Raw genomic sequence first — 13,695 nt, forward strand, 5'->3', positions numbered from 1 at the left:
CGTCCGTCTGTCGGTCGCCACCACCCCCGAGACTCGGGCTGAGCGACCGATCTCGCGCTCCACGGCGCGAGATCGGTCGCTCTCCACGAGTCTCGCCTCCGGTGCCGCGAGTCTCAGGTCGGGCAGCGCGAGTCTCGCCGCCGGTGCCGCGAGTCTCGCCCTGCGCGGCGCTACGCGCCGTCGCCCACGAACGCGGCGACGTCGGCCAGCTCCGCGGCCGACACCGCGTGCGGCAGTCCCGCGTACTCCCGATCGGTCACCTCGGTGTGTGCCGCGGCCCAGGCCTGCGTCCGCGCGGTGGCCTCCGTCGGGATCACCGGGTCGAGGTCGCCGTGGCCGAGGAACACGCGCGGACGGACCGCTGCCACGGCCTCGTCCCGGGAGTCCGTGACGCCCGGCACCACGAACCCCGACAACGACACCGCGAACGCGAAGCCCGCCGGCCGCGCTCGCAGCGCCTGCAACGCCATCGACCCGCCCTGCGAGAACCCGAGCAACCCGATGCGCGGGTGGTCGGCGGCGACGGCGTCGATCCAGTCGAGCACCGCGGCCACCGCCTCGTCCACGGGGCCGAGCGCGGGCGACCCCGGTGTGCCGAGCGGGTACCACGAGTACCCCGGGCCCCACTCGAGCGGCGCCCGCAGCGAGGCGACGGTCCACGCGGGCGGCAGCGCGGGTGCGAGTCCGAGCAGGTCGCGCTCGTTCGACCCCACCCCGTGCATCGCGACGAGCAGCGGGGTGCCCGCACGCTCGGACGGGCCACGGGTCCACTGCACGAACTCGCTGTCGATCATGCGGCCAACGCTAGCCGTGGCGTCCGTCGAACTCGCTGCCGTGCCTGGTAGACACGGTGCATGGCCTCGCTGCGCACCCCCGACCCCGACTCCGGCTGGCTGTCCGACGAGGAACTCGCGAACATCCGCCGCCGCCTGCCGATCTGCTACGTCGAGGCGATCCCGGTCCGCACGGACGGCCTCGGCGTCGTCACGGAGGTCGGGGTGCTGCTCCGCGTCGCTCCCAGCGGGTCGATCGCGCGCACGCTCGTCTCCGGGCGGGTGATGTACGGCGAGTCGATCCGCACGGCGCTGTTCCGGCACCTCGAGAAGGACCTCGGGCCGATGGCGTTCCCGCAGCTGCCCTCGAGCCCGACGCCCTTCACGGTCGCCGAGTACTTCCCGCTGCCCGGCGCGTCCGTGTACACCGACGAGCGGCAGCACGCGATCTCCCTCGCGTACGTCGTCCCGGTGACGGGGACGTGCGAGCCGCGGCAGGACGCCCTCGAGCTCACGTGGATGAGCCCGATGGAGGCCGCGTCCGACGCCGTGGCCGACGAGATGGAGGGCGGCCGCGGGGCGCTGCTCCGTGCGGGACTCGCCTCGGTCGGCGCGCTGCACTAGGGGACACACTCGGCGCGCCTGCCGACGCACGACCACGGCGGTGCCGCGTGGCACCGCACAACCGGAGTCGCTTCGCACTGCGCGAAACCGTGGTGCGAGTCGACTCCGGCTGTGCGGACCTCAGACCGCGGCTGCGACGCACACGTCCGCGCGACGCACAAGCCCGGCCCACACACGACGGAGCCCCCGGGACCACATGTTCCCGGGGGCTCCGCAGCTCGGTCGGTGTGACCGGCTTCAGTGCTTCTCGTCGCGGAGGGAGTCAGCGACGCCGTGCGCCGCGTCCTTCACGTCGTCGACGCCCTGCTTGGCCGACGCCTTGGCCTGGTCGGTCTGACCCTCGGCCTTCAGCTTGTCGTTGCCGGTGAGGTTGCCGACGCCTTCCTTGACCTTGCCGACGAGCTTCTCGCCGGTGTGGTTCTCTTCGCTGCCAGCCATACGGTCTCCTTCCAACGACGGACGTTTCCCCGTCGGCCGCTCGCGCGGCGTCCGGTGCAGGCGAACCTACGCCCGACGCCCGAGCACGTTCGGAGGGGACGTCGAGGTTCGGGGGACGACGAGCCTCAGTGACGGTCGGCAGCGCCGGCCGGACGGGAGGCGCGACGCGACCCACGACGACGGCCCGCGCCCGACTCGGAGCCGGCCCCGCGACCCGCGGCGTAGCCACCCTCGGACGACCACACCGGCGCGGAACCGCCCCGGACGACGTCGCTCGAGGCTCGGCGGCTGCCGCCGCGGCGCTGACCGCCGGACGCGGCGGCTTCGGACCCGCGGCCCCCGCGACGCCCGCCCGAGGCGTCGGAGCGCTGCGCGCCACGGCCACCCTCGGTGCGCTGCCCGCCGCGACCGCCCTCAGCCTCCGCCGGGCGACCACCACGGCGGGTGCCGGAGCCGGCCGCCCCGGTGGCGGATGCGGACTGCGCGGCCTGGGCCGTGCCTCCCGACCGACCGCCGCGGCCACGGCGACGACCGCCGCCCGTGCCCTCGGACTCGACCGAGCGCTGCTTCGGCGCGCGCTGCTGCTGGGCCGGCTGCTCCGGGGCCACGTGGCGGATCGGAGCGACCTCGCCGACGAGCTCGGTGACGGCCGGCGAGGCAGACATGACCTGCTGCGGCGCGACCTTGATCGCCGCGGCGCGCATCATCTGTGCGACGTCGCGGCGCTCGGCCGGCAGCGAGATCGTCACCACGTCGCCCGAGGACCCGGCGCGCGCGGTGCGGCCCGAACGGTGCAGGTACGCCTTGTGCTCGGTCGGCGGGTCCACGTGGACGACGAGCTCGACGTTGTCGACGTGCACTCCGCGGGCGGCGACGTCGGTGGCGACGAGGACGAGCGCCTCACCGGAGGAGAACTTGGCGAGGTTACGCTCCCGGGCGCCCTGCGACAGGTTGCCCTGCAGGTCGACCGCCGGGATGCCCGAGCTGGTGAGCTGCTTCGCCAGGCGCTTCGCGTGGTGCTTCGTGCGCATGAACATGATGCGACGACCGGAGCCCGAGGCGAGCGTCCGGACGAGGTCCTTCTTCGCGTCGGCGTCCGGGACCTCGAACAGGTGGTGGGTCATCGCCTCGACGGGGCTGTTCGCCTCGTCGACGGAGTGCATCACCGGGTCGTGCAGGAACTTCTTGACGAGCTTGTCCACGCCGTTGTCGAGCGTCGCGGAGAACAGGAGTCGCTGCCCCTGCTCGGGTGTCGCCTGCATGATCTTCGTCACGCCCGGCAGGAAGCCCATGTCGGCCATGTGGTCCGCCTCGTCGAGGACGGTGACCTCGATGTCGCCGAGGTTCACGTGGCCCTGCTGCATGAGGTCGGCGAGCCGGCCCGGGCACGCGACGACGACGTCCACGCCGCCGCGCAGGGCGTCGACCTGACGGCCCTGACCGACGCCGCCGAAGATGGTGGTCGTGTTCAGGCCCATTGCCTTGGCGAGCGGCGCGAGGGTCGCGTCGATCTGGGTCGCGAGCTCACGGGTCGGGGCGAGCACGAGGGCGCGCGGGCGTCCGGCGCGACGCTTGCGGCCGCTGGCGGCGAGGCGCGCGGCGAGCGGGATCGCGAACGCGATGGTCTTGCCGGAGCCGGTGCGACCGCGGCCGAGCACGTCCTTGCCGCGGAGCGAGTCCGGGAGGGTGTCGGCCTGGATCGGGAACGCGGTCTCCTTGCCCTGCTGGGCGAGGACGTCGACCATCGGCGCGGGGACGCCGAGGTCGGAGAAACGGGTGTCTTGCATGGTCTCGGTCATCGTGACCTTCCCAGCCGGTCGGGCCGGCTGTGGGCGCACGTGCGATGCAGTGCGCGGGCGGGATGCGCGCCGCCGGTGGTGGCTGGCGCAGTCGCCGCAGCAGAGAAGCCTGGGCACCTTCGTGAGGTGCTCGATCATCGACCACGCAGGTGGTCGGGAGTCGGGGCGTCCGTACGACGCACGAGGCGATCGGCGCCTCGAGTACCGCAAGCATAGCGGACGACCCCCTCGGACCGGGGGTCCTGCGCGTTCGCCGACCGCGTGGGAGGATTCGGGGGTGCGCTCCGGAACCGTCCTCCTGACCGTCGCCACCGCGCTCGTCGCGGTCCTCGGCACGGCGTCCTGCGCCACCGCTGCACCCGCGTCCTCGTACCGGAACCTGCCGACCTCGGGCGTCCCCGACTACCAGCTCGGTGGCTCGTACACCCCGCCGCGGGGCGTCACCATCGTCGAGCGCGACAGCACCGCACGCCCGGCGACGGGGACGTACTCGATCTGCTACGTCAACGGGTTCCAGACCCAGCCGGAGGACGCGGCGATGTGGAAGCGGGACCACCCCACGGCGATCCTCCGTGACCGGAAGGGCACGCCGGTGTCCGACCCGGACTGGCCGGACGAGATGCTCCTCGACACCACGACCGGAGCCAAGCGGGCGACGATCGTGCGGGTGCTGACGAAGACGGTCGCCCGGTGCGCCGAGCGGGGCTTCGACGCCGTCGAGTTCGACAACCTCGACTCGTGGACACGGTCGAAGGGCAAGCTCACCCGCTCCGGGAACCTCGCGCTCGCCGCCGCGCTCGTGCGGGTCGGGCACGGCAAGCAGCTCGCGGTCGGGCAGAAGAACACCCCGCAGCTCGGGGCGTCGGGACGGAAGCAGACCGGCTTCGACTTCGTCGTCGCCGAGGAGTGCTTCGTCTACCAGGAGTGCGGCGCCTACACGAAGGCGTACGGGAAGCGCGTCATCGACGTCGAGTACACCGACAACAGCAGGCGGCCGTGGTCCAGGGTGTGCGCGTCGACGAAGCGGCCGGCGATGACGATCCTCCGGGACCGCGACCTCGTGACGCCGCGCGACGACGCGTACGTGTTCGAGCACTGCTGACGCCGTGCCGCGGCACGGTCGGCCGGGAGGCTCGGGTCGCTCCCGCCCCGCCGGTCACGTGATCGGGCGCCTGGTCGGCCGGGAGGCGCGGACGCCCCCGCCTCGACGGTCGCGTCAGGCGGGCCAGGCCTCGTGCACGGCGGCGGCTGCCTGGTCCGCCGACAGCCCGGCACCCCGCGCGGCCACCGCGAGCGCCTGTGCCGCCTCGGCGACCTCGGGCGGGACCGCCGCCGGCCGGACCACCCGCGTTCCGGCGCCCCGTGCGGTGTGCACCAGCCCGGCCTCCTCCAGCAGCTGGTACGCCCGCGCGACCGTGCCCGCCGCGAGTCCCAGCTCGTCCGCGAGCCCACGGACGCTCGGGAGCCGCTCGCCGTCGACGAGGTAGCCCGCCTGGATCTGCGCTGCGATCTGCGCCCGGACCTGCTCGAACGGCGGGACGCTGCCGCCGCGGTCGAGTGCCACCAGACCGTTCATCTGCACCTCGCTAGAAGTCGTACTGCTCGCCGACGGGGATGGGGACGGACACGGTGTTGCCCGGGGGAGCGAGCGGGCACGCCCACGCCGGGTCGTACGCGCAGGACGGGTTGTACGCGAAGTTGAAGTCGAGCACGAGCTCGTCGCCGTCGCCGCCGAGGTCCGCGCCCTTGATCGTGTCGAGCAGGTAGCGGCCACCGCCGTAGGTGCCGCGGGCCTTCCCCGCGCTGGCGTCCTTCACCGGGACGAAGATGCCGCCCGCGTAGCCGCCGTGCGACCACACGTCGAGCGAGCCGACACCCGGGATCCGCACCACGCCGAGACGGTCGAAGTGCACGATGCCGTCCGTGCCCGTCTCGACGTCCATCGCCTGCGGCTCCGTCGGTTCGATGCGCGCACGGAAGCGCCAGTCCGGGTCGTAGGTGGGGACCGGCAGCGACTCGAAGTCGGCCGCGTCCTCGGGCAGCAGCGGTGAGGCCGGGTGGTCGGCGTACATCGCGTCCCGCGTCTCGCGCCACATCGCGTGCGCGGTCTCCGGGTCCGGTGTCGCGCGGACCCGCCGGTAGAGATCGAACGTCATCCGGCGCCAGTCGATCGTCGCGAGGGTGGTCGCGACCGTCGGGTCGACGGACGCGTCGACGGTCCGGGGCTCGTGTCCTGCTCGCAGGTCGCTCACCCGTTCAGGCTACGCCCGGCGCGCTCGCCGGTGCCAGCACGACCCCGCGGGTCGGGCGGGTCGGAGCCGGGACACGCGGTCACGCCGGGCGGCGCCACGTCGGGGCGAGCTGTCGCATCCGCAGGGCGCGCCACTGCCAGATGACCCACATGCCCGGCCAGAGCAGGAGACCGAGGAACGCGGGCCGCATCCGGTAGGTCAGCCGGTCGAGCAGCAGGGTCGTGCCGTCGCCGAGGTCGACGGTCGCCATCCGGTGCGCCATCGTCATCCGTCCGAACAGCCCCGACACCCCGCCGCCGTTGTCGCGCTGCACCGTGACGCCCTGCACCTCGTACAGGTCGATGTCCACGTGGGTGTCGCCGCTCGGGAACAGGCCGAAGGCGTCCGCGGCGATCGGGTGCGGTGTGCCGGGCGTCCAGCGCTCCGGGAAGCCCTGGGGCGCCCGTGACCGGTAGCGGAGGAACGGCTTCGTGACCGCGACCATCACGGACGGCGAGAGGAGCGCGTCACGGACGGCGTCGACCGGTGCGTCGAGGACGGTTCGGAGACCCACGTGCATGCGATCGACGCTACGCGGGCAGACTGTGACGGGCGCGCGCAGCCCTGCTGACGCCGGACGCCGGCTCAGGCGTGGCGTGCAGTGCGCCGGCGCGAGCCCTCGGCCCGGTCGTGCCGCCGCAGCCGCTCGGCCAGCGACATCCGGACCGTCGGCCACTCGGCCGCCGTGATCGAGAACACGACCGTGTCGCGCAGGGTGCCGTCACGGCCGATCTGGTGGCTCCGGAGCACGCCGTCCTGCTTCGCGCCGAGGCCCTCGATCGCCGCCCGTGACTGCTGGTTGTGGAAGTGCGTCCGGAACTCGACGGCGATGCACTGCCACGACTCGAATGCGTGCGAGAGCTGCAGCAGCTTCGCCTCGGTGTTGATGCCCGTGCGCTGCGCCGACCGGGCGAGGAACGTCGATCCGATCTCGACGCGACGGTTCGCCCGGTCGACGTTCATGAACGTCGTCGACCCGACCACGCGACCGGTCGGGCGGTCACGGACGGCGAACGGCACCATCCGGCCCGCCTCGTGCTCGGCGAGACGGCGCTCGATCTCCGCCTCGACCTGCGCCGGGGCCGGGATCGAGGTGTACCAGGTACGCCACAGGTCGCCGTCGGTGACCGCCGCCCGCAGGTCGTCCGCGTGCTCCGACCCGAGGGGTTCGAGCGTCACGCGGTCGCCGGTCAGGGTGGGTACGGGGGCGATCTCCATGAGACGGAATCCTACGGTCACCACCCGTCACCGAGCCGTCCCCGGCGACGACCTGTGGAGACGGACAGGGGCCTGTGGACGGCTACCCTGGTGCGCGTGGCAGCACGCACGCAGCAGCAGTACCAGGTCCGGTTCGCGTGGGGCGTCGCCGGCGCCGCGCGCATCGCGCAGGACGCCCACCTGCTCGTGTGGGTCGACGTCCTCCCGACGTCCGAGCACCACGACCAGGCGCTCCGTCAGGTCGTCGCCGCCTTGCCCGACGGCCCGGAGGTGGTGCTCGGCCACCTCGGCAACGCGACCGCGATCGCCGGACGTGTGACGCGCCTCCAGGCCGACCGCGGTGACCGCTGCGTCGTCGCGATCGTCGCCGCCGGGACCGACCACGCTGCCCACTCAGACGCGGCGGACGCCGCGGGGGAGCCGTGGGACGCTCCCGAGTCGCCGGACTTCGCGGTCGAGGACCTCCTCGCGGCCGGTGCCGTCGCCGACGCGCTCGCCGCGGAGGGGATCGACCACACCTCGCCGGAGACCGCTGCCGCCTGTGCGGCGTACACGGGGCTCCGGCGTGCGGTCAAGCACCTCGTGTCGGCCTCGGAGGCGGCGCGGGCACTCGAGCCGACCGTCGTCCACGCCGCCGTGACGCGCGGTGGGGAACTCGTCACCCTGCGGGCGTAGCGTCCGGGGTGTCAACGGACCGAGCAAGGAGCACGTCATGAAGGCAGTCGTCGGCGACACCGTGATCGCGGAGAGCGACAAGGACGACCTCATCCAGATCGAGGGCAACTGGTACTTCCCGCCGTCGAGCGTGAAGACCGAGCTCCTCACCGAGAGCCCGACGCAGTACCACTGCCCGTGGAAGGGCGACACGCAGTACTACACCGTGAACGTCGACGGGCAGCAGCTGCAGGACCGGGCGTGGTCGTACCCGACGCCGATCCCGTCGTCGTTCGACCGGGTGGGCAAGGACTACTCGGGCTACGTCGCGTTCTGGAAGGACGTCAAGGTCGTCGAGTAGGCGGGTGGGGGCGCGGCGCGGGGGCGCGCTTGGCGCACGCGGCGCAGGCGCGCTGTCGCTCGGTGCGGGCGCGCTGTCGCTCGGTGCGAGGAATCGCGCACGGTGCGAGGGCCAGCGCCCCGCACCGTGCGCGAAACCTCGCACCGTGCTGTGCCGCCCTCGCACCGTGCTGTGCCGCCCTCGCACCGTGCGAGGCGCGCGCGGTGCCTCCCGGACTTCGCCCCGCCTCGCACGGTGCGAGTGGGGCGAAGGTGCCCGTCAGCCCGCCAGCGTCAGCCAGACCAGTGCGACGTTGAGCGCCACGATCACCAGCGCGATGCCCCCTGCGACCACGCGGGTGGGCATCGCGTTCACGTCGCCGCCCATCACGCTCCGACGCGAGGTGTAGACCACCAGCGGCACGATCGCGAACGCGATCCCGAAGCTCAGCACCACCTGGCTCACCACGAGCAGCATCGTGGCGTCCGCGTTCACCGCGAGCAGCACGATCGCCGGAACCAGGGTGACGAGCCGCCGCACCACCACCGGGATCTGCACGTGCAGCAGCCCCTTCATGATCTCGGCGCCCGCCATGCAGCCCACCGACGTCGAGGCCAGCCCGGACGCCAGCAGCCCCACCGCGAACAGCACGCCCACCACCGGGCCGACGTTCGCCGCGATCGCCGCCTGCGCCCCCGGGATGCTGTCCGTCCCCTCGACCCCGGGCAGCGTCGCCGCGGCGAGCACGAGCATGCAGATGTTCACCCCGCCCGCCACGACCAGTGCGAGTCCCACGTCCCACCGCGTCGCGACGAGCACCCGGCGCCGTTCGGGCCCGGCCGGGACGTCCCCGTGGCGGTCCCGCGCGAGGGCGGAGTGCAGGTACACCGCGTGCGGCATCACCGTCGCACCGAGCATCGACGCCGCCAGCAGCACCGAGCCGGACCCCTCGAAGCGCGGGACCAGTCCGGCGACGAGCTCGGCCGGGGACACCTGCGCGAAGAGCAGTCCGGCGCAGAAGCCCACCGTCAGGATCGCGAGCATCGCCGTCACGACCGCCTCGAACGCCCGGGTCCCGCGCCGGTTCTGCAGCAGCAGGATCACCATCGACACCACCCCCGTGATCACCCCGCCGGCGACCAGTGGCAGCCCGAAGAGCAGGTGCAGCGCGAGTGCGCCGCCGATGACCTCGGCGATGTCGGTGGCGGCCGCGACGACCTCCGCCTGCGCCCAGAACAGCAGCCGGGGTGTGCGCCGCATCCGCAGGCCCAGGTGCTCCGGTAGCGACTTGCCCGTGACGACCCCGAGCTTCGCCGAGAGGTACTGCACCACGACGGCACTCGCGTTCGCGGCCACGAGGACCCAGAGCAGCAGGTAGCCGTACTTCGCCCCCGCCGTGAGGTTCGCGGCGACGTTGCCGGGGTCGACGTAGGCGATGGCCGCGACGAACGCCGGGCCGAGGAGCGTGAGACCGGCGGCGCGCTTCCGCGGGGTGGTCGCCTCGGCGGGGCGGGTCGCGGTGTCGGTCATGGGGACCAGTGTGCCAGAGGATTCGGCACGCCGAATCCTTGTTTTCGTCAGTTGTGCAGATCGCGTGGTGACCGGCGTCAGCGGGGTGCTGCTGTCGGCCTGGAGGCGCGGGTCGGGTCCTGTACATCGCCCGCGATTGGTGCGGCGGCCGTTCGGCGGTCCTGCGAGTCGCTCCGGCTCACGCGACCGTCGTGTCTGCGCCGGGCCAGCTCGGGAGCATCGTCTGGCGGAACTCGGCGGATGCGAGCGCGCTCTTCGGGAGCATGGCCTCGTACCAGTCGGCGTCGAGCTTGACCAGCTGCAGTCCCTCGTTCAAGCGGTAGTCGTGCTGCAGGGACATCGCCATGACTGCTGCTTCGCCGGACTCGGCGACGGTCTCGTCCACGACGCGGAGGTCGAGGCCCGCCCAGCGCAGCCTGACGTCCAGCTCGTAGTACTCCTGCACGTCCTCCACCGGGACCACCGTGGCCCACACGCCAGGACCGGTCTGGACGAACCCAGCCTGCTCGGCTGACGGGTCCAGCCGAACGATCGCGACGTGCGTTCCGTCGATCAGGTCGGCGACGTACTTCGTCCCGCCCACGGATGCGATCCCGCCCCCGAACATCGAGATCGGTCGTTGGAGCGCTGGCCGACCCGCCTGCAGGTCGTCGCGGTACACCCAGCCGATGTGCACGCCGGCGTACCGGGCGACCCAGGTCTCCTGTCCGTCCCCGGTGTAGCGCCAGATCTCAGCACCGAACGGGACGCGGTGCGACGGCATCCAGTTGAGCTCGACGATGCGGTCCAGGTCGTTGGGGACGAAGCCGGTGCCTGTGAACGGCTCGCGGTCGACCCACAGGGCCCCGAGCGCCTCGGCGGTGCGTGCGTCCGAGCCACCGATGGCCGGACGGACGAAGAGTTCCGGCGTCGCCTCGAACCGGACGACGTCGAGGTGCGGCATGTCGGGCGCGAAGGGACTGCCGGGGAACCCGAGCCCGTGCACCGCGATCAGGTCCTCGATCCGCTCGAGTCCACTCGTGGCGGCCAGAGGGATGACGTACCCGCCGAAGCGCTCGAGCTGCCCGTTGAAGAACGCGTCGCTCACCTGCGGTGTGATCGCCTTCTGCATGATCGTGCCAGTCACGGTGGGGTCCCCTCGTCGTCGTGTCGTACCGCTCCTAGGCTAGGTGCTAGTGACCGGAGAGGGTCCGGATCGCTCCGACCTCGAAGCTGAGGAGCACCGTCACGCGACCTGCTCGGACTCGAGGTCGTCGAGGTCCTCTGGCCGGACGAACGCCGTGACGCTGCCTTCTCGCTCGACGAAACGGATCGCGGCGCCGTCAGCGGCGTGGATCGTTCGTCGACGACCGTCGAGAGCTCGGACCTCGACGGTCGCCCAAGCGGCAGCATTCCAATGATGTTCGACCTGGACCGACACGCCGCTCACCGTCGCGGTGGTGCGGACGGTGGCATGGCCGACGACGGCGTCCCTCGTGATCCGCGCCTCGGAACGCGACTGGTTCGTCATGAGGCTCGACGGCCGGGGCTCCCAGGCACGGCCAGGGGACGTCGGAGCCCAGGAGTGCAGCAGGGCGCCCTCGTCCCGGATCGCGCCGGGAAACCACCCGCGCTCGGTCTGCACGTACGTGCCCGCCATGATGGCAGCCGACCCACTTGGTCGGTCCCAGCTGCGCGTGACGTCGGCGGTCCGACTGAATCCGGATCGATCGAGCCAGCCGACCCGGACCTGATTTCCGATCCAGAACTCGCCGCTGGAAGGCACCGTCCCGTCCGGCCTGGAGTACGGGGAAAGAGCCGTGAGGACCGCGGAGCCGTCAAGCCGGAGTCGCTCGGCGTCGCTCTCATGGCGCTCCCCGAGCTGCCGACGCCAGGTCAGCGCCCGGTCCGAGGACACCGTTGACCCGTCGAGTCCGACGAGTACACCGTCGCACGGTGCGTCCGCGGAGGCCGGGACGACATCGAACCCGCGGAGCGCGACGTCGCCTGCGAACGGTCCGAGGGACTCCGACTCCGGCGACTCGTCGAATCGGAGCTGATCGGTGAATGAACGGACGGCGAACAACTCGCTGCCGTCGACGAGGTGAGCACTGAACCTGCCGCGTTCCTCGTCGGCTTCAGCGGGGAGAGGAGGGTCGCCCTTCGCGATCGACCCCCACACGGTCAGCGTTCCGTCGTGCGCAGCCTGAACGTCGACCAGGAGGCCCTTCCACCACCCGATCGTGCGGCGACTGACGAGCGTCAGATCGGCGCGGGGAACACGCACGGGCACCTCGTCTCGGATGATCACGTCCTCGTCCGCCGGGGTGAGTGGTCCGAGGCGGCCGGTCGCGACCAGCTCGGTCCCGATCCACGCCGATGTGACAGAGCCGAGGACAGGGCTCAGATCATGTGCCATCGGACGCCGTCCCACTTCGCCAGGATCTCCTGCGTTCCGTCGACGTTGTACCGCCACAGCTCCGCGCCGGGCGTCAACGGGGTGTTCTGACGGAGTTCGACCTCGGGCGTGTAGTGCTCGTAGTGGCCCGCCCACCCGTTGCCGCGGAACGGGTCGAACGAGGTGAACGTTCGCGACGAGTTCCTCTCGAGCGCGGCGCCGAGCTTGATCCGGAGGTCGGTGTCGGCGACACGGTCGACGAGGTGCTGGAGTCGATCGCGGCGCTCGGGGATCGACATCGCGTTCCACTGGTGCTCGTCGATGGTCCCGTCCTGCATCCAGCCGCGGATCGTGCGCAGCGGGAGCATCCGGTCGTACACGTCCGAAGTGGGCGTGCCGCTACCGTCGAAGCCGGGTTCCGTTCGCATCCGGACACCATGGATCGGGTTGGTGCTGGGCGACGGGAACGCGGTCGTGTTGTACCCGAGTCCGAGCTTCTGGAACACCCGCAGGGGCGTGATGGGGCCGTGGTTCGAGATCGCGGTGAGATGCGCGAACTTCGCGATGAAGCCGGGGACGCCCTTCTGCGCGTAGTACCCGACGTCACCGTTCGTGATGTCCGACACCATGTCGATCGCCTGCTTGAGGGGCATCACCTTCTGGATGACGTCGCCGGATCGGATCGGGTCGAGCCCGTCTCGGATGTCGATGAGCGTGTCCATCTCGTCCGCGCTCAGTCGGTGTATCGGCTTGCTCACCAGACGTCGGAACTCGCGTCGTGACAAGCCGTGGTCGTGCAGCCGGGCGTCCAGCTCCGATCGGTAGGCAGCAGCGTCGTGGGCAACCGCTTCCTCCGAGAACTCGACCTGGAGGGGGCGTCGTCCGCTGCCCCCTGTAGCGCTGCCGTTCCCGGTCCCGCCGTGGTGTCCGAGTGTCCCCGCTGACGCAGACGGGTTTTCGAAACGTACGGCACTCGAGTCCGTGCGGAGGATGCCGGGGTGTGACGACAGGGCAGTCCCAGCCACGGCCGTTCCGGCTGCAGCCGCGTGCTCATGCGTCACGTGCTCTACGGGCGCTGACGCATCGCGGTCTGCAGGAGCGGTGCGCTCCGCTTCCGACGACAGGGCGGCGGGCGCTGCTGCGTCGTGCGATGGGAGGGGCCCATCCGGTCCCGGAGCGCGAACCTGGTCGGCTCCTGGCGACGAACCGACGACGTGCGTCTCTGCAGCGTGGACGTCCGCCGAGGTCGGGCTCTGGACGTGGCCCACGTCGGAGCGGACGGTCGTCGCGTCGGGCGTCGTCCCGGTCTGGTGCGGCGACGTGGCAGCGCCCCCGTCCTGCGGCACACCCGCGTTGCCTTGCACCCCGCGGGGGCCGGCGTGGTCGGAGGTGCCGGCCGAGGGGATGGCGTCGCCGTGCGGAGAAGCGTCGACGTGGGTCGCCGGTGCGTCCGTTCGCGTGTCCACGGCATCGGAGTGTGCGGGACCTCCGGTGCGCTCGTGCTCGCGTTCGTCGCTCGGTCGCGGCAGAAGCGTGCGGACGCCGGGCAGGCGAAGGACAAGGCCGCGTTGCCGTTCTTCCACTCCGCCGGCGCGCTCGCCATCGCGAACGTGCTCATCGCTGTCATCTGGTGACCGGCTGACGGCCGGGA

Annotated in this window: 16 protein-coding genes; 5 read left to right on the forward strand and 11 right to left on the reverse strand. The window is 72.0% G+C overall.

Annotated features, from left to right (window positions below; genetic code table 11):
• Positions 1 to 170: 170 nt before the first annotated feature.
• Positions 171 to 794: an alpha/beta hydrolase gene (locus I59_RS06635; protein ID WP_022903195.1), complete on the reverse strand. Its 624-nt coding sequence runs from the start codon at positions 792 to 794 to the stop codon at positions 171 to 173.
• A gap of 60 nt (positions 795 to 854) precedes the next feature.
• Here I59_RS06635 and I59_RS06640 point away from each other — a divergent pair, with 60 nt between their 5' ends.
• Complete coding sequence (locus tag I59_RS06640) at positions 855 to 1,397, forward strand: NUDIX hydrolase family protein (RefSeq protein WP_022903196.1); 543 nt, start codon at positions 855 to 857, stop codon at positions 1,395 to 1,397.
• Positions 1,398 to 1,634: 237 nt separating this feature from the next.
• Here the strand turns inward: I59_RS06640 and I59_RS06645 are convergent, their stop codons facing one another.
• Together I59_RS06645 and I59_RS06650 are read right to left on the reverse strand one after the other, a co-directional pair.
• Positions 1,635 to 1,835 carry a CsbD family protein gene (locus I59_RS06645; protein ID WP_022903197.1) on the reverse strand — a complete coding sequence of 67 codons (201 nt, stop codon included), beginning with the start codon at positions 1,833 to 1,835 and terminating at the stop codon, positions 1,635 to 1,637.
• Positions 1,836 to 1,960: 125 nt separating this feature from the next.
• Positions 1,961 to 3,622, reverse strand: coding sequence for a DEAD/DEAH box helicase (locus tag I59_RS06650; protein WP_031273174.1), 1,662 nt, complete (start codon positions 3,620 to 3,622; stop codon positions 1,961 to 1,963).
• A gap of 289 nt (positions 3,623 to 3,911) precedes the next feature.
• Here I59_RS06650 and I59_RS06655 point away from each other — a divergent pair, with 289 nt between their 5' ends.
• Positions 3,912 to 4,736 carry an endo alpha-1,4 polygalactosaminidase gene (locus tag I59_RS06655; protein ID WP_022903199.1) on the forward strand — a complete coding sequence of 275 codons (825 nt, stop codon included), beginning with the start codon at positions 3,912 to 3,914 and terminating at the stop codon, positions 4,734 to 4,736.
• Positions 4,737 to 4,850: 114 nt separating this feature from the next.
• Here I59_RS06655 and I59_RS06660 read toward each other — a convergent pair whose 3' ends face one another.
• The 4 genes from I59_RS06660 to I59_RS06675 form a co-directional block, all read right to left on the reverse strand.
• Positions 4,851 to 5,210, reverse strand: a complete 360-nt coding sequence (locus I59_RS06660; RefSeq protein ID WP_031273176.1) for a GntR family transcriptional regulator — start codon at positions 5,208 to 5,210, stop codon at positions 4,851 to 4,853.
• Between the two features lie 10 nt (positions 5,211 to 5,220).
• Positions 5,221 to 5,790, reverse strand: a complete 570-nt coding sequence (locus tag I59_RS06665; protein ID WP_031273177.1) for a DUF1684 domain-containing protein — start codon at positions 5,788 to 5,790, stop codon at positions 5,221 to 5,223.
• Between the two features lie 175 nt (positions 5,791 to 5,965).
• The gene (locus I59_RS06670) at positions 5,966 to 6,445 is read right to left on the reverse strand and encodes a hypothetical protein (RefSeq protein ID WP_022903202.1); all 480 of its coding nucleotides are present in this window, start codon (positions 6,443 to 6,445) and stop codon (positions 5,966 to 5,968) included.
• Between the two features lie 65 nt (positions 6,446 to 6,510).
• Positions 6,511 to 7,143 (reverse strand): GNAT family N-acetyltransferase, encoded by a 633-nt coding sequence (locus I59_RS06675; protein ID WP_022903203.1) that lies wholly within the window; start codon positions 7,141 to 7,143, stop codon positions 6,511 to 6,513.
• Positions 7,144 to 7,239: 96 nt separating this feature from the next.
• Here I59_RS06675 and I59_RS06680 point away from each other — a divergent pair, with 96 nt between their 5' ends.
• Entirely contained in the window at positions 7,240 to 7,818 is a 579-nt protein-coding gene (locus I59_RS06680) for a 2-phosphosulfolactate phosphatase (RefSeq protein WP_022903204.1), read from the forward strand.
• 37 nt (positions 7,819 to 7,855) lie between these two features.
• Positions 7,856 to 8,158, forward strand: coding sequence for a DUF427 domain-containing protein (locus I59_RS06685; RefSeq protein ID WP_022903205.1), 303 nt, complete (start codon positions 7,856 to 7,858; stop codon positions 8,156 to 8,158).
• A 258-nt stretch (positions 8,159 to 8,416) separates the two neighbouring features.
• Here the strand turns inward: I59_RS06685 and I59_RS06690 are convergent, their stop codons facing one another.
• The 4 genes from I59_RS06690 to I59_RS06705 form a co-directional block, all read right to left on the reverse strand.
• Complete coding sequence (locus I59_RS06690; RefSeq protein WP_022903206.1) at positions 8,417 to 9,667, reverse strand: Nramp family divalent metal transporter; 1,251 nt, start codon at positions 9,665 to 9,667, stop codon at positions 8,417 to 8,419.
• Between the two features lie 178 nt (positions 9,668 to 9,845).
• Complete coding sequence (locus I59_RS06695; RefSeq protein ID WP_031273181.1) at positions 9,846 to 10,793, reverse strand: hypothetical protein; 948 nt, start codon at positions 10,791 to 10,793, stop codon at positions 9,846 to 9,848.
• 99 nt (positions 10,794 to 10,892) lie between these two features.
• Complete coding sequence (locus I59_RS06700; RefSeq protein ID WP_148286117.1) at positions 10,893 to 11,933, reverse strand: hypothetical protein; 1,041 nt, start codon at positions 11,931 to 11,933, stop codon at positions 10,893 to 10,895.
• Positions 11,934 to 12,049: 116 nt separating this feature from the next.
• Positions 12,050 to 12,802 (reverse strand): hypothetical protein, encoded by a 753-nt coding sequence (locus I59_RS06705; protein ID WP_148286118.1) that lies wholly within the window; start codon positions 12,800 to 12,802, stop codon positions 12,050 to 12,052.
• 741 nt (positions 12,803 to 13,543) lie between these two features.
• Here I59_RS06705 and I59_RS23395 point away from each other — a divergent pair.
• The gene (locus I59_RS23395; protein WP_261976532.1) at positions 13,544 to 13,678 is read left to right on the forward strand and encodes a hypothetical protein; all 135 of its coding nucleotides are present in this window, start codon (positions 13,544 to 13,546) and stop codon (positions 13,676 to 13,678) included.
• Positions 13,679 to 13,695 lie beyond the last annotated feature (17 nt).

The sequence above is a fragment of the Curtobacterium sp. B8 genome (genome assembly GCF_000333315.1).
Lineage (GTDB): Bacteria > Actinomycetota > Actinomycetes > Actinomycetales > Microbacteriaceae > Curtobacterium > Curtobacterium luteum.